This window comes from Propioniciclava coleopterorum, from assembly GCF_011393335.1.
Taxonomy (GTDB): Bacteria; Actinomycetota; Actinomycetes; order Propionibacteriales; family Propionibacteriaceae; genus Propioniciclava; species Propioniciclava coleopterorum.
Window position 1 is genome coordinate 119,717 of record NZ_CP049865.1, and the last position, 15,469, is coordinate 135,185.

11 protein-coding genes are annotated in these 15,469 nt (G+C 72.8%); 8 read left to right on the forward strand and 3 right to left on the reverse strand.

Annotated features, from left to right (window positions below; translation table 11 throughout):
• Positions 1–62 precede the first annotated feature (62 nt).
• The 6 genes from G7070_RS00590 (at position 63) to G7070_RS00615 (ending at position 6,987) form a co-directional block, all read left to right on the forward strand.
• Complete coding sequence (locus G7070_RS00590; RefSeq protein WP_246227197.1) at positions 63–1,085, forward strand: ABC transporter permease; 1,023 nt, start codon at positions 63–65, stop codon at positions 1,083–1,085.
• A gap of 13 nt (positions 1,086–1,098) precedes the next feature.
• Positions 1,099–1,974, forward strand: a complete 876-nt coding sequence (locus tag G7070_RS00595) for a carbohydrate ABC transporter permease (protein ID WP_166230987.1) — start codon at positions 1,099–1,101, stop codon at positions 1,972–1,974.
• Entirely contained in the window at positions 1,971–2,693 is a 723-nt protein-coding gene (locus G7070_RS00600; protein ID WP_206079869.1) for a rhamnogalacturonan acetylesterase, read from the forward strand. The genes G7070_RS00595 and G7070_RS00600 overlap by 4 nt, the downstream gene beginning before the upstream one ends.
• Positions 2,690–5,539, forward strand: a complete 2,850-nt coding sequence (locus G7070_RS00605) for an exo-rhamnogalacturonan lyase family protein (protein ID WP_166230990.1) — start codon at positions 2,690–2,692, stop codon at positions 5,537–5,539. The genes G7070_RS00600 and G7070_RS00605 overlap by 4 nt, the downstream gene beginning before the upstream one ends.
• Before the next feature lie 32 nt (positions 5,540–5,571).
• The gene (locus tag G7070_RS00610) at positions 5,572–5,799 is read left to right on the forward strand and encodes a DUF6191 domain-containing protein (RefSeq protein WP_166230993.1); all 228 of its coding nucleotides are present in this window, start codon (positions 5,572–5,574) and stop codon (positions 5,797–5,799) included.
• A gap of 78 nt (positions 5,800–5,877) precedes the next feature.
• Positions 5,878–6,987 (forward strand): fatty acid desaturase family protein, encoded by a 1,110-nt coding sequence (locus tag G7070_RS00615; protein WP_246227198.1) that lies wholly within the window; start codon positions 5,878–5,880, stop codon positions 6,985–6,987.
• Positions 6,988–7,632: 645 nt separating this feature from the next.
• Here the strand turns inward: G7070_RS00615 and lepA are convergent.
• The 3 genes from lepA to holA form a co-directional block, all read right to left on the reverse strand.
• Positions 7,633–9,465 (reverse strand): translation elongation factor 4, encoded by a 1,833-nt coding sequence (gene lepA / locus G7070_RS00620; protein ID WP_166230995.1) that lies wholly within the window; start codon positions 9,463–9,465, stop codon positions 7,633–7,635.
• A gap of 94 nt (positions 9,466–9,559) precedes the next feature.
• Positions 9,560–9,820, reverse strand: coding sequence for a 30S ribosomal protein S20 (gene rpsT, locus G7070_RS00625; RefSeq protein WP_166230998.1), 261 nt, complete (start codon positions 9,818–9,820; stop codon positions 9,560–9,562).
• A gap of 139 nt (positions 9,821–9,959) precedes the next feature.
• Positions 9,960–10,958 (reverse strand): DNA polymerase III subunit delta, encoded by a 999-nt coding sequence (gene holA, locus G7070_RS00630; RefSeq protein WP_246227199.1) that lies wholly within the window; start codon positions 10,956–10,958, stop codon positions 9,960–9,962.
• Positions 10,959–11,179: 221 nt separating this feature from the next.
• Between holA and G7070_RS00635 the strand changes: the two genes are divergently transcribed.
• Both G7070_RS00635 and G7070_RS00640 read left to right on the forward strand, forming a co-directional pair.
• Positions 11,180–13,171, forward strand: coding sequence for a DUF6807 family protein (locus tag G7070_RS00635; protein ID WP_166231004.1), 1,992 nt, complete (start codon positions 11,180–11,182; stop codon positions 13,169–13,171).
• Positions 13,171–15,468, forward strand: a complete 2,298-nt coding sequence (locus G7070_RS00640; RefSeq protein WP_166231007.1) for a hypothetical protein — start codon at positions 13,171–13,173, stop codon at positions 15,466–15,468. Before G7070_RS00635 ends, G7070_RS00640 begins: the two co-directional genes overlap by 1 nt.
• Position 15,469 lies beyond the last annotated feature (1 nt).

Genomic DNA, 15,469 nt, shown 5'->3' on the forward strand with positions numbered 1-15,469 from the left:
GGGGACGCGCCCGGCGCGTCCCCCACGACCCTCCCCCGTCCCCTCCTGCTGAGGAGCCCCCCATGGCCCAGACCATGAACCCCGACAGCCTGGCCGAGCAGGCCCTGGCCGTCGAGGAGGTCGACAGCGACCTCGAACAGCGCCCGCGCGGTCGAAAGCGCCGCGCCCCGGCCGGCCGCCCGGTGTCAATGCGCGCCCGGTTCGTCCAGTACCGCTGGCTGTTCCTGATGCTCATCCCGGGCGTCCTCTACTTCGCGCTGTTCAAGTACCTGCCGATGTACGGCATCACCATCGCCTTCCAGGACTTCCTGCCGTTCCTCGGCTACTCGGGCAGCCCCTGGGTCGGGCTGAAGCACTTCGAGGCGCTGTTCTCGGGGCCGGACTTCCCGCGCATCCTGGCGAACACGCTGATCCTGGCCGGGCTGCACATCGTGATCGTGTTCCCGGCGCCGATCCTCGTGGCGCTGCTGCTCAACGAGCTGCGGATCACCTGGCTCAAGCGTGCGGTGCAGAGCTCGATCTACATCCCGCACTTCCTGTCGTGGACGATCGTCGCGTCGCTGACGTTCCTGCTGTTCGGCCTGGATCCCGGGCCGATCACGAAGTTCGTCGCCGGCGCATTCGGGATGCAGGTCGACTTCCTGGCCGACCCCGAGTGGTTCCGGCCGCTGATCATCCTGCAGTCGATCTGGAAGGGCACGGGCTGGGGGACGATCATCTACCTCGCCGCGCTGACCGGCGTCGACCCGAACCTGTACGAGGCGGCCCGCATCGACGGCGCCAACCGCTGGCGTCAGATGTGGCACGTCACGCTGCCGGCGATCCGCAGCACCGTGGTGGTGATGGCGATCCTCATGACCGGCAACCTGCTGGACACCGGCTTCGAGCAGATCTTCCTCATGACGAACTCGCTGAACCGCAGCGTGGCCGACGTCTTCGACACCTACGTGTACACGATGGGCATCACCCAGGGCATGTACTCCTACTCCACGGCCGTCGGCCTGTTCAAGGCGCTCGTCGGCATCGTGCTCATCTTCGGCTCCAACGCACTGGCCCGGAAGTTCGGCCAGTCCGGACTCTTCTGAAAGGGGCGTCGACATGGCACGCGACAACACCTACAACACGCCGGGGAGCCGGATCTTCGACTCCCTCAACGTCGTCATCCTCATCGGGCTGGCGCTGCTCACCCTGCTGCCGTTCATCTACGTGCTGGCCGGTTCGTTCGCCCAGGAGTCGGAGATCATCAACCGCGGCTTCTTCCTGTGGCCCGAGAAGCCCTACCTGGGCGCGTACGAGTTCATCTTCTCGACGAACACGTTCGTGCGCTCGCTGGTGGTGACCATCGGGGTCACCCTCGTCGGCACCCTCGTCCAGGTCGCGCTGACGTTCCTCATGGCCTACCCGCTGTCGCGGCGCGGCCTGCCGGGACGCAACGCGCTGCTCAACCTGGTCATCTTCACGATGGTGTTCGGCGGCGGCATGATCCCCACGTTCCTCGTGGTGAAGCAGCTCGGGCTGCTGGACTCCTACTGGGCGCTCATCCTGCCCGCGGCGATCAGCCCGTTCTACCTGATCATCGTGAAGAACTTCTTCCAGGAGCTGCCCGAGGAACTGCAGGAGGCGGCCCGGATCGACGGCTGCACCGAGATCGGGGTGTTCGCCCGGATCGTCCTGCCGCTGTCCAAGCCGATCCTGGCGACCTTCTCGCTGTTCTACGCCGTCGGCATCTGGAACGACTACATGTCGCCGCTGCTCTACATCAGCGACACCTCCAAGTGGACGCTGCAGATGTTCGTCCGGCAGGTCACCGTGTCGGCCGACGCGCTGGGCAACCTCGACCCGAACTACGTGCCGCCGGAGCAGGGGTTGAAGTTCGCGATCATCGCGGTGGCGACCCTGCCGATCCTGATGGTCTACCCGTTCCTGCAGAAGCACTTCGCCAAGGGCATGCTGATCGGCTCGGTGAAGGGGTGACGCGGCGCTCCCCCGCCGTCCTGCTGGGCGGCGACTCGACCGTGGCGTCCTGCCCCGCCGGCGAGACCCCCATGTCGGGCTGGGGCGCGCACCTTGCGGGACCGCTGAACGCCCGCGTGAACCACGCCCGCGGCGCCGCCGGGCTGCCACCGGCCACCGTGGGCGTGCTCAACACCGCCAAGGGCGGCGCCACCACGGCGAGCTACCGCGAGGAGGGACTGTGGGACGCGCTGCTGCAGGCGTCCCGGCCCGGCGACACCGTCGTGCTGCAGTTCGGCCACAACGACCAGAAGCAGCCCGACGTCCTCGCCGCCCGCGGCGGGTTCAGCGACCGCCTGCGCGCCTTCGTCGCCGAGGCACGCGCCCACGGGCTCACCCCGGTGCTCGCCACCTCCGTCGAGCGACGGCACTTCGACGGGGACACCGTCAAGGCCACGCACGGCGACTACCCGCAGGCGACCCGGGACGTCGCCGCCGACCTGGGCGTGGCCTGCATCGACCTGACGCCGCTCACGGCGGCCCGGTACGCCGAGCTCGGGCCCGAGGCGTCCCGCGCGCTGTTCACCCACTTCCCGGCGGGCGCGCATCCGCTGTACCCCGACGGCATCGCCGACGACACCCACTTCTCGTTCCCCGGCGCGCTGGAGGTGGCCGAGATGGTGGCCGCCGCCCTCGCGCCGCTGCTCACCGACCGCGCCGAGGAGGCGCCCCCCGCATGACCGTCACCGCTCCGCTCCACCGCGTCACCCCCGCCCGCGACCAGGCCGCCACGTGGGGCGTGTGCTGGCCCCGCGGCGCGGTGCGGCCCAGCGCGTCCTTCACCCTGGACGCCGACGGCGCGCCCCACCCGGTGCAGAGCTGGCCGCTGGCCACCTGGCCCGACGGGTCGTGGAAGTGGACCGGGCACAGCTCCCCCGGGCTGCCCGCGGGCGCCCTCGCGGTCATGGCCCATCCGGCGGCGTCCCCTCCGGTCTCGTCCCCTCCGGTCGCAGCCCCTCCGGTCGCAGCCCCTCCGGTCGGAGCCCCTCCGGCAGCGGGGCAGGCGTCCCCCGATCCCGCCGACGGTGACGGACCCGATCCCGCCGACGGTGACGGACCCGGCGCGGCCGAAGGCGATGCACCCGGCCCGGCCGACGGACACACGCCCGGGGCGGCCGACGGCGCCGACGCGCTGCGGGTCACGGCGTCCGGAGACGGGTGGATCGTCGCCGACGCGACCCGCGCCTGGCACGTCGCTCCCGGACGCCACCTCATCGACCGCGTCGAGGTCGACGGCCGGCTCGTCGGGCGCGACGTGGCCCTGGTGAGCCTGTGGCAGGACGGCCCCGACGACGACGGCGCCCGGCCGGCGCGCGAGGACTGGTCGGGGCGCGTGGAGAGCGTGGTCGTCGAGCAGGACGGCCCCGCGCGTGCGGTCCTGCTGCTCACCGGCGCCCACCACCCCGACGGCGCGACCGCCCGCGGCTCGGACGCCTGGCTGCCGTTCCGCGTCCGGCTGATCTTCGGCGCCGGCCGCCCCGACGTGCTCGTGCAGCACACGTTCGTCTGGGACGGCGACGCCGCCACCGACTTCCTGGCGGGGCTGGGCGTCCGCGTCCAGGTGCCGCTGCGCGCCGAGCCGTGGAACCGGCACGTCCGGCTGTCGGGGCCGATCCACGACGGCCGCGTCGGGTTCCTCAGCGAGGCGGCCCTGGGCATCACCGGGCTGCGCCGCGACCCCGGTGCCGAGCGCCGCGCCGCGCAGGTGGCCGGGCGGCCGCTCGACGACCCGTCCGGCTGGCCGGCGACCGTCGGCGACCGGCTGCGCTGGATTCCGGTCTGGAACGACTGGTCGCTCGCCCAACTCAGCCCCGACGGCTTCACGCTGCGCAAGCGCACGGGACCCGGCCACGCCTGGGTGCCGATCCCCGGATCGACCCGCTCCAGCGGCTTCGCCTACGCGGGCGACACCGTCGGCGGCGTCGCGCTGGGGCGCCGCTCGTTCTGGCAGACCCACCCGGTCGGCGTCGACATCCGCGGGATGGGCGGCAACGCCGCGAGCCTGACCTCGTGGCTGTGGTCGCCCGAGGCGCCGGCGATGGACCTGAGGTTCTACCACGACGGGCTCGGGCAGGACACGTGGGCCGACCAGCTCGACGCGCTGGAGATCACCTACGAGGACCACGAACCCGGCTTCGGCGACCCGCACGGCATCGCCCGGACCGCCGAGCTGCGGCTGTTCGCCCACGCCGGGACGCCGACGCCCGAGGCGCTCGCGGCGGACGCGCTCGCGACCGAGGATCCCGTCGTCGTCATGCCCACGCCCGCGCACCTGGCCGCCTGTGGGGTGTTCGGCGACTGGCTGCCCATCGATCCGGCCGACGCCGCCGCGTCCGAGCTCGAGGCGCTGCTGGACGGCCTGTTCGCGTTCTACGCGGGCCAGGTCGAGGACCGGCGCTGGTACGGGTTCTGGGACTTCGGCGACGTCATGCACGCCTACGACCCCGACCGGCACCAGTGGCGCTACGACGTGGGCGGGTACGCCTGGGACAACTCCGAGCTGTCCACCGACCTGTGGCTCTGGCTGCAACTGCTGCGCACCGGGCGCGCGGACGTGTTCCGCATGGCCGAGGCGATGTCCCGGCACACCGGCGAGGTCGACGTCCACCACGTCGGCCGGTTCGCGGGGCTCGGCAGCCGCCACAACGTGCAGCACTTCGGCTGCTCGGCCAAGCAGCTGCGGATCAGCTCGGCGGTGTACCGGCGGATCCACTTCTACCTGACCGCCGACGAGCGCGTCGGCGACCTGCTGGCCGAGCTCGTGGACGCCGAGCGGACGTTCCTGGCGCTCGACCCGACCCGCAAGGTCCGCCACGACGGCTACGTGATGGACCCGCACGCGGTGTCGGTGGGCCTGGGCACCGACTGGAGCGCGCTGGCCTCGGCGTGGCTCACCGGCTGGGAGCGCGTCGGCGACGAGGCGGTGCGCGCCCGCTGCCGCGACAAGCTCCTGGGCACGATGGCGGACATCGGCGCCCTGCCGCAGGGGTTCCTGTCCGGCGAAGCGCGCCTCGACCTGGCGACCGGCCGGTTCGACACCGCCCCGGACCAGCGCTCGGTCTCTCACCTGTCGGCCGTGTTCGGCCTGGTCGAGGTGTGCGCCGAGGTCATCGACCTCACGGCCGGGACGCCCCACGAGCAGCCCGGTTTCGCCGAGGCGTGGGCGCGCTACTGCCGCCACTACCTCACCCGCGACGACGACCCGCGGGCCGCGACCGCCGCCGACGGCGTCCCGCTGGCGCAGGCGCACAGCCGGCTGGCGGCCTGGGCCGGAGCCCACGACGCCGACCCCGCGCTGGCGGACCTGGCGTGGTCGGCGTTCCTGTCCCCGCGCGACTCGATCCCCCACGACCGGCTGCGCCCGGGGCGTCCGCTCGGAGTCCGGGTCGAGGACGGCCCGACCGTGCTCGCGCCCGTCCGGGAGGCCCCCGGGGTCTCGACCAACGGGGCCGCGCAGTTCGCGTTGGCCGCGATCCAGAACCTGGCGCTGGCCCGCGCGGCGCTCCCGGGGGACGCGGATGCCTAGTGGCGCCCCGGAGGCGCGCCTAGGCTGGCGCCATGAGCTTCATGGAGGTCTTCGAGCCGGGGCTGCGGCACTGGCGCGAGTTCAAGGAGCTCCAGAAGGTCCTGGTGCACCGCACCGACCAGGCCGGCTCGGGCCGCAAGCCGGTCGACCTGGAGTCCGGCCGGATCGTCATCGAACTGCCCGACGCGGCCGCGTCCTCACCCGGTGATCAGGCGTCTTCCGGCTCGGACGCGGATGCCGCGACTCCGGGTGCCGACTAGTCTTGGCGCAGCGATCGGCGAGTGGCCTTTGGCTAGGACAGGGCCCACGGCGGCCCCTGCACAGATTGGCGCCCGATCGTGACCCTGACACCGTCCCCCGCCACCCGCGCCCCCGCCCGCTCCTGGCAGCGGTACGCCGACGCGACCACCTACCCGCCGCTGATCCGGGCCTACACCGAAGTGTCGGCCGCGGTGAAGGAGGCGGGGCTGCTGCGCCGGGCCCGCTGGTTCTACGTCCTGGTCGGCGCGATCCTGCTCCTGGGCTTCGGGGGCGTGTGGACCGGCTTCGTGCTGCTGGGGCCGAGCTGGTTCCAGCTGCTGATGGCGGCCGGCCTGGGCCTGTTGCTCACCCAGGTGGCGTTCCTGGCGCACGAGGCCGGCCACAAGCAGATCCTCGCCTCGGCACCCGCCAATGACCGGCTCGCCCGCGTCCTGGCCGGCCTGATCGGGATGAGCTTCTCGTGGTGGGACTCCAAGCACACCCGGCATCACGCCAACCCCAACCGGGTCTCCAAGGATCCCGACGTCGCCGTCGACACCATCTCGTTCCTGGAGGAGGACGCCGTCCGGGCGCGCGGCCTCATCCGCTGGATCACGCTGCGGCAGGGCTGGCTGTTCTTCCCGCTGCTGACGCTCGAGGGGCTGAACCTGCACGTCCAGAGCTTGCGGCACCTGCTCTCGCGCGGCCGGGTCAAGCACCGCTGGTGGGAGCTGTCGATGATCGCGGCGCGGTTCGCGGCGCTGATGATCCCGGTGTTCCTGCTCCTGCCGCTCGGGATGGCGTTCGCGTTCCTGGGCGTCCAGTTCGCGGTGTTCGGGGTCTGCATGGGCGCCTCGTTCGCGCCCAACCACAAGGGCATGCCCGTCATCGACAAGGACGCCCGCCTGGACTTCTTCTCCAAGCAGGTCCGCACGTCGCGCAACATCTCCGGCGGTTGGTGGGCCACCACGCTGCTGGGCGGCCTGAACTACCAGATCGAGCACCACCTGTTCCCGAACATGCCGCGTCCGCACCTGGCCAAGGCCCGCGTCATCGTCCGCCGGTTCTGCGCGGAGCTCGAGGTGCCCTACACCGAGACGAGCCTGCTGCGCTCCTACGGCATCGTGATCGCTTACCTCAACCGGGTCGGCCTGGCGGCCCGCGACCCGTTCGAGTGCCCGATCACCGCGGAGTTCCGCCGCGCCTGACAGACGCGCTTTTCGTGCTGGAGAGACGGCCGCTCGGACGCCTCCGGCCGCGGACCCGACCGCACCCGCTCCGCGTTCATGATGAGCAAGCAGCGCGACAGCTGGCACCACTGACCTGACCATCGGTGCGCCGAGCAGCCGCCCCCTTTTTCGCCAGTCGCCCCCGTTCCTGCGGGGGCAACTGGCGTCTACGGGGGCGGCTCGTCGCGAAAGGGGGCGGCTCGTCACGAACGGGGGCGGCTCGTCACGAACGAGGGCGGCTCGTCGCAAACCGCGGGTGGCTCGTCGCAAACGCGGGCGGGCCGTCACAACAAGGGCGATTCGTCATGGGATGCGGGAGCCCCACCGCCTGGCCCTAAGCCTCCACTCCGAAGACGCCCCCGTTAGCGCCAGTCGCCCCCGTTGCAGCGTGGGCAACTGGCCTCAACGGGGGCGACTCGCCGCAAACGGGGGCAGCTCGTCACAAGAGCGAGCGCTTCGTCGCAAACGCGGGCGGCTCGTCGCAAACGCGGGCGACTCGCCGCAAACGGGGGCGACGCGACGCGAACGGGGGCGACTCGTCACAAGGGCGAGCGCGCCGTCGCAAACGCGGGCGGGCCGTCGCAGACGCGGGCGACCCCACGCAGAACCGCGGCGAGCTCCGGGCTACTTGGGGTCGCGGGACTCGCCGGTGGAGAGCGCGGCGACGAACGCCTCCTGGGGGACCTCGACGCGGCCGACCATCTTCATCCGCTTCTTGCCCTCCTTCTGCTTCTCCAGCAGCTTGCGCTTGCGGCTGATGTCGCCGCCGTAGCACTTGGCGAGGACGTCCTTGCGGATCGCGCGCACGGTCTCGCGGGCGATCACCCGGGCGCCGATGGCGGCCTGGATCGGCACCTCGAACTGCTGGCGCGGGATCAGCTCCTTGAGCTTCTTGGCCATCGCGAGGCCGTAGCTGTAGGCGGCGTCCTTGTGGACGATCGAGCTGAAGGCGTCCACCGGCTCGCCGTGCAGCAGGATGTCCACCTTGACCAGGTCGGCGGTCTGCTCGCCGGCCTCGTCGTAGTCGAGCGAGGCGTAGCCCTTGGTGCGGCTCTTGAGCGCGTCGAAGAAGTCGAAGACGATCTCCGCCAGCGGCAGCGTGTAGCGGATCTCCACGCGGTCGGACGACAGGTAGTCCATGCCCTTCTGGAGGCCGCGGCGCTGCTGGCACAGCTCCAGGATGGTGCCGATGTAGTCGGTCGGGGTCAGGATCGTCGCGTTGACGACGGGCTCCCAGACCTCGGCGATCTTGCCCTCGGGGAACTCGCTGGGGTTGGTCACCTGGTGCTGCGTGCCGTCCTCCATGACCACCTTGTAGACCACGTTGGGCGCGGTGGAGATCAGGTCGAGGTTGAACTCGCGCTCCAGGCGCTCCCGGACGATCTCCATGTGCAGCAGGCCCAGGAAGCCGATGCGGAAGCCGAAGCCCAGCGCGCCCGAGGTCTCGGGCTCGTAGGTGAGCGCGGCGTCGTTGAGCTGCAGCTTCTCCAGCGCCTCCCGCAGCTCGGGGAAGTCGCCGCCGTCGATCGGGTACAGGCCCGCGTACACCATCGGGTTGGGGTTCTTGTAGCCGGCGAGCGCCTGGGTGGCGGGCGCGTGCTGCAGCGTCACGGTGTCGCCGACGCGGCTCTGCCGGACGTCCTTGACGCCCGTGATGAGGTAGCCGACCTCGCCCACGCCGATGGCCTTGCTGGGCAGCGGCTCGGGGCTGATGACGCCGACCTCGAGGAGTTCGTGGGTGGTGCGCGTCGACATCATCGCGACCCGCTCGCGGTGCTTCAGTTCGCCGTCGACGACGCGGACGTAGGTGACGACGCCGCGGTAGGTGTCGTAGACCGAGTCGAAGATCAGGGCGCGGGCGGGGGCGTCGGGATCGCCGACCGGGGCCGGGATCTGCGCCACGATGGCGTCCAGCAGTTCGGGGACGCCCAGGCCGGTCTTGCCGGAGACGCGGAAGACCTCGTCGGGCTCGCACCCGACCAGGGAAGCCAGTTCCTCGGCGTACTTCTCCGGCTGCGCGCCGGGCAGGTCGATCTTGTTGAGCACCGGGATGATCCGGAGGTCGGCCTCCATGGCCAGGTACAGGTTCGCCAGCGTCTGGGCCTCGATGCCCTGGGCGGCGTCCACGAGCAGCACGGCGCCCTCACAGGCGGCGAGCGAGCGGGAGACCTCGTAGGTGAAGTCGACGTGGCCGGGGGTGTCGATCATGTTGAGGACGTGGTCGACGCCGCCGACCTGCCAGGGCATCCGCACGGCCTGGCTCTTGATGGTGATGCCGCGTTCGCGCTCGATGTCCATCCGGTCGAGGTACTGGGCGCGCATCGAGCGCTCGTCGACCACCCCGGTCAACTGCAGCATGCGGTCGGCCAGCGTCGACTTGCCGTGGTCGATGTGGGCGATGATGCAGAAGTTGCGGATGATCTGCGGGGGTGTGGCCCCAGGCTGCGGCGTGGTCACGCGACGGCCCCTCTCCGAGTGCTGGTGCTCCGTGTGCGGGTACGACGAGACGTCGCCCCGGCCACTGAGGGCGGAGCGACGTCGCGGGAGTTCGTCAGAGCGCGGCGGCAGCCGAAGCCACGGCCGACTTGCGGTTCGCGGCCTGGTTCTTGTGGATGACGCCCTTGCTCACGGCCACATCCAGCTCGCGGCACGCGACCTTCGCCAGCTCCTGCGCCTTGGCGACGTCGCCGGCCTCTGCGGCCTCGCGGAACTTGCGAATGTGCGTCTTGAGAGTGGACTTCACGGCCTTGTTGCGCAGACGCGCCTTCTCGTTCGTGAGGATCCGCTTCTTCTGGGACTTGATGTTCGCCACGGGCAAGCCTTCGGTTCAGGTTCGATCTAGAAGTGCGCCCACGACGGACGCGATGGCCTACATTACCAGCGACCCCGGCCGCCGCCCAAATCGGCTCCGGGGAGCCCCTCGGACGCCGCCGCGCGCCGCCGCGGACCCCTCAGCGCCCCATCCCGGAGTCGGGCCGACGCCCCCGCAGCCCGGCCACCTCCAGCACCAGCCGCTCCAGGGCGAAGGCCGGGTCGGCCGCCGATCCCTTGACCGCGGCGTCCGCGACCGCCACGCGCCCCAGGGCGTCGGCGAGCCCGCGCGGCGTCCAGTCGCGCGAGAGCCGCACCAGGTCCTTGACCTTCCACGGCGGGACGCCGATCTCGCGGGCGACGTCGCCGTCCCGCATCCGCTGCCCCGCGAGGTCGCTGTAGCGCCCCTGCTGCCGCAGCGCGGTCGCCAGCGCGCTCGTCACCAGCACGGGGGCGACCCCGGTGTCGAGCGCCCAGCGCAGCGCGCCCAGCGCCTCGTTGCGCCGCCCGGCCATGACGTGGTCGGCGACGGTGAAGCTCGTCACGTCGGCGCGGCCGGTGAAGTAGCGCCGGACGGCCGCCTCGCTGATGACCCGGTCGTCGGCGTCGTCGAGCAGCTGCCGCACGGCCCCGGCGACCGCGCGGGCGTCCGAGCCGAGGGACTCCACGAGCCGCGCCGCGGTGCCGGCGTCGATCCGGCCGCCCTGGCGCCGCGCCTCGTTCGCCGCGAACTGCGCCAGTTCCCAGGCCTTGATGGTCGGGCAGTCGATGGTGGCGACCTTGGCCTTCTTCAACGCGTCCAGGAGCCGCTTGCCCTTCACCCCGCCGGGGTGCACCAGGACCAGCGCGAGATCGTCCATCCGGGCCGTGGCGTAGCCCGCCAGGGCGTCGTAGAGGTCGGGCGTCACCTCGGAGATCGGGTTGACGACCACGATCGCGTCCGAGGCGAACAGCGAGCCGCCGGTCGCCTCGTTCAGCGCCGAGGCGTCCAGCCCCGAACCGTCCAGCATCGTGACGCCCGCCTCGGGCCGCTCGATGAGGGCGCGCTCGGTCAGGCCTCGCACCGCGCGCTCGGCCAGCAGCGCCTCGGGGCCGCTCACCAGCGTCACCGCGCCGAACAACGGGGCTGTCGTCTCCACCCCTTCATCCTGCCAGCACCCACCGACGGTCCGCTGCGGTGGGACCGTCCGGGCGATGCCCAGCCCCCGACCGGGTCCCGGGTCGACGAACTCCCGTGGGTGATCGGCCGCGCAGAGGCACGCAGAGGCGGGCTGGGGGCACTCCGCAGCAACCCCTGCCGCCCCCGGGACGGCCTGCGCTAGTGTGGCGGGTAAACGCATTCCCACGCTTGGAGGACCCTGTGACCACGACCATCGCCCAGGTCGGCGTCCGCGGCTTCGGCCGGATCCACATGGAGCGCATCGACCGGCTCGCCGGCATGGGCCGCATCGAACTCGTCGCCACCGCCGACCCCGGCGGCCCGCTGGAGGACCGCGACGTCGCCTGGTACCCCTCGCTGACCGAACTCCTGGAGCGGCACTCCCCCGACATCGTCAGCCTCGCCACCCCGATCGGGACGCACAGCGCGCTCGCGACCGAGGCGATGCGCGCGGGGGCCGACGTCTTCCTCGAGAAGCCCCCGTTCGCGTCCCTGGCCGAGTTCTGGCAGGTGCTCCGCGCCATCAAGGAGACCGGCAAGCAGGTCCAGATCGGGTTCCAGAGCCTCGGCTCCGACGGCGTGGCGCGGCTGCGCCAGCTGGTGGCCGACGGGACGCTGGGCGACATCGTGGGGATCAACGCCCGCGGCGCCTGGCTGCGGCAGCGCGCCTACTACGCCCGCGCGCCGTGGGCCGGCCGCCGCACCCTGGACGGCAAGCGGATCGCCGACGGCGTCGTCACCAACCCCCTGGCCCACTCCCTGGCGACCGCGCTCGTCGTCGCCGGCGTCACCGACATCGACGACATCGCCTCGGTGACCACCGAGATGTACCACGTGCACGACATCGAGGCCGACGACACCTCGTTCGTCCGGATCGACCTGGTCGACGGCCCGCCCGTGTGCGCCGCCCTGACGCTGGTGGCCCCCGACCAGGGCACCGCCATGGTGACCGTGGTGGGCACCCGCGGCACCGCCACGTACGAGTACACCGACGACGTGCTGCACCTGCAGGTCGACGGCGTCACCACGCACGAGACGTTCGCGCGCACCGACCTGCTGGAGAACTTCGTCGACCACCTCGAGGGTGGCGCCGAGGCCCTGGTGCCGCTGCAGGACACCATCGGCTTCATGTGCGTCCTGGAGGCCACGCAGGACCGGCCCGCGCCGCTGCCGATCCCCGACCGCTACGTCACCTGGCGCGGCGAGGGCCTGGAGGGCTACCCGATCCTCAAGGACGTCGAGTACTGGATGGACCAGGCGCTGGCCCAGCAGAACGGCTTCGCGGCGGCGGGCGCGCCCTGGGGCGACCCGGACGCCGTGGCCGTGTGGCGGCCGCGCACGGCGCTCGCGCACCTGGAGATCGACGGGCGCGTCGTCGCCGAGTACGCCGACGGCTCCGACATCATCCCCACGTCGAGCCCGCGCCCCTACCTGCACCCGATCCGGACGCTGGCCGGCGTGATGATCACCGACTCCCACCCGGCCGACCACGACTGGCACTGCGGGCTGGCCTTCACCATGCAGGACGTCGACGGCGTCAACTTCTGGGGCGGCCGCACCTACGTCCGGGACCGCGGCTACACCTGGCTGGGCGACCAGGGCGCCATCACGCACACCGACTGGCTGGAGCGCACCGACCACAGCCTCACCGAGACGCTGACCTGGGCGGGGCCGATCGTGGAGCCGCTCGAGCACCCCATCGCGCCGGTCGAGCTCACCGAGACCCGCCACCTCGCGTGGCACCGCGCCGGCGAGGACGCGTGGGTGCTGGACGCCGACCTCGCGCTGGAATCCCCCACCGGCGCCCCCGTGACGCTGGGTGGCCCCGGCACCAACGGACGCGACGTCGGCTACGGCGGCTGGCAGCTGCGGCTGCGGCCCAGCGAGGACGTCCGGATCTGGGGGCCCGGCTTCTCCGGAGTCGAGGCCATTTTCGGCCGCACCGCGCCCTGGCTCGCCTGGTCGGGCTCCTTCGCCGGCGCCCCGGTCACGATCGTCATGGCGCACCTGGACGCCGAGGCCGCGGCGTCCGACCGCTGGTTCGTCCGGCACGGCGACTTCGACGGACTGGGCACCGCCCTGGCCTGGAGCGAGGTCGTGCCGGTGCCGGTGCGGCGCCGCTACCGCCTGATCGTGGCCGACGGCACCCTCGACGACGCCGCCATCGCGGCGCTCGTGCCCGAGCCGTCCTGATGACGCCGGCCGAGCTCGCCGCCGGGTTCGCCGACCCGCCGGTGGCGGCGCGGCCGTGGGCGTTCTGGTTCCTCAACGACGACACGCCCCTGGCCGAGCTGACCGCCCAGCTGGACGCCTTCGCCGCGGCCGGCTTCGGGACGGTGTGCCCGTGCGCCCGGATCGGGCTGTCGGAGTCGATCGGCTACCTCACCGACGCCTGGTGGGATCTGATGCGCGGCGTGGTCGCGCACTGCGCCGCCCTGGGGCTGCGCGTCGTGCTCTACGACGAGGCGTCCTACCCCTCGGGCGCCGCGAACGGCGCGGTCGTCGCCGAGAACCCGGAGTTCGCGTCCCGCTGCCTGGTGCGCACCACCGCCGAGGCCGAACTGTCGCCGGGCGGCGTGGCCTACCTGCGCCCCAACCCGGGCCGCTCGCTGTGGGACCGCCGCGTCGCCACCGTCCTCACCGACGCCGCAGGCGTCCGCCACCTCGTCACCCCGGACGCCGCGGGCCTGGTCCGGGTCTCGGCGGCCGAGCACGGGACCGGGACCGTCACCGTGGAGGCGTTCTTCGACGCCCCCAGCGGCGGCACGATCCGCGGCGCGCACGCCTGGCAGGACGACGAGTCCGCGCTCGCCCCCGCGTCCGCCGATCTGATGAACCCCGAAGCGGTCGCCGCCTTCCTGCGGCTCACCCACGACGCCTACGCCGAGCACCTCGGCGCCTGGTTCGGCACCACGATCGTGGCCCTGTTCACCGACGAGCCCGCGCCGTCGGGCCGCAACCCGCGCCCCGGCGCGATCGCGTGGACGCCCGGCCTCGAGCACGCGCTCGCCGCCGCCGCGGGCACCCCGGTCGAGGACGTCCTGGTCGATCTGGCCGACGCCTTCACCCCGGACACCAGGGTCCACGCCCTGCACGAGGCCGTCGTCGCCGAGCGGGTCGCGACGGTCTACCACGGCGCGCAGCGCGCCTGGTGCGACGCGCACGGCCTCGCCTTGACCGGCCACCCGGAGCGCCCCGACGAGATGGCCGCCCTGGACGCCTTCACCTGGCCGGGCCAGGACACCGTGTGGCGCTGGGTGCTGCCCGGCGCCTCCGCGCTGACCGGCCCCGAGTCGGCCGGGCCGCGGACGGCCTCGAGCGCGGCCGTCCTGCGCCGGCTCGCCGACCCCGCCGACGTCGCCCCCGTCGTCAACGAGGTGTACGGCGCCTACGGCTGGCGGCTCAGCCTGGACGAGATGAAGTGGATCGCCGACTGGCTGGCCGTCCGCGGCACGACGGCGTTCCTGCTGCACGCGCTGTTCGCCTCGGTGCGGGACAACCGGGCGTTCGAGTCCGAGCCGGACCTCGGCCTGGCCAACGCCTGGTGGCCGCACCTGCCGACCTTCGTGTCCTATCTGGCGCGGCTGTCGCTGCTCAACCAGGCGCTCCAGGAGCGTCCGACGGTGGCCGTGGCGGTGGTCGGCGACCGGGTCCCGGCCGACGCCGTCGCGCCGCTCCACACCCGGCAGGTCGGCTTCGTCTACGCCGGCCTCCCGGCGCTCGCCGCGCTTGCCGTGGACGCCGTCGTCGCGCTGCCCGGCGACGCGGACGCCGTGCGCGCGGCCGCGCCGCAGGCGCGGATCATCGTCGCCGAGGGCGCGGACTGGTGGCGCGACCTCGCGCCGTCCGGCCCGCCGGTCCTGTCCGGGGAGCGCGCCGACCTGCGCGTCCGGTCGGGGCGCCTGGGCGACACGGACGCCGCCCTGCTCACCAACGAGGGCGAGGACCCCATCACGGTCGCCGCCGGCGGCGCCGCCTGGGACCCCTGGACGGGCACGATCACCGCGGTCGACGGCCCGCTGACGCTGCCCCGGCGCGGGGCGATCTGGCTCACCGACGCCGTGCCGGAGGGCACGCCGCCGGCGCCGCCGCCCCGGGAGCCGGGCGCCCCGGTCGCCCTGGCGCCGTGGCGCAGCGACCCCGCCGCTCCGGCGGGCGACTGGACCGCGGACCCGGCCTGGGAGACCTTCGCCGGCGCGGTGACCTACGCCACCTCCTTCACCCTCGCCGAACCGACCGACCTCCTGCTCGACCTGGGTGCGGTCGGCGACAACGCCGACGTCCGCGTCAACGGCACGCCCGTCGCGGCGCTGTTCTGGGCGCCCCAGCGCTGCACCGTCCCGGCGGCGGCGACCCGGGCCGGGAGCAACACGCTCGAGGTCGGCGTCACGAACAGCAGCGCCAACCGGTACGAGGGTGCGCTGCGGCCCTCGGGCCTGATCGGTCCGGTGACGCTGCACCTCGCCGTCGCCGTCGCGCCGGGCCGCTAGG

Coding starts and splice junctions, on each gene's coding strand:
- G7070_RS00595 (WP_166230987.1), top strand. CDS start 1,099: ATGGCACGCGACAACACCTACAACACGCCGGGGAGCCGGATCTTCGAC.
- G7070_RS00610 (WP_166230993.1), top strand. CDS start 5,572: ATGAGCTTCATGGAGGTCTTCGAGCCGGGGCTGCGGCACTGGCGCGAG.
- G7070_RS00605 (WP_166230990.1), top strand. CDS start 2,690: ATGACCGTCACCGCTCCGCTCCACCGCGTCACCCCCGCCCGCGACCAG.
- G7070_RS00590 (WP_246227197.1), top strand. CDS start 63: ATGGCCCAGACCATGAACCCCGACAGCCTGGCCGAGCAGGCCCTGGCC.
- G7070_RS00640 (WP_166231007.1), top strand. CDS start 13,171: ATGACGCCGGCCGAGCTCGCCGCCGGGTTCGCCGACCCGCCGGTGGCG.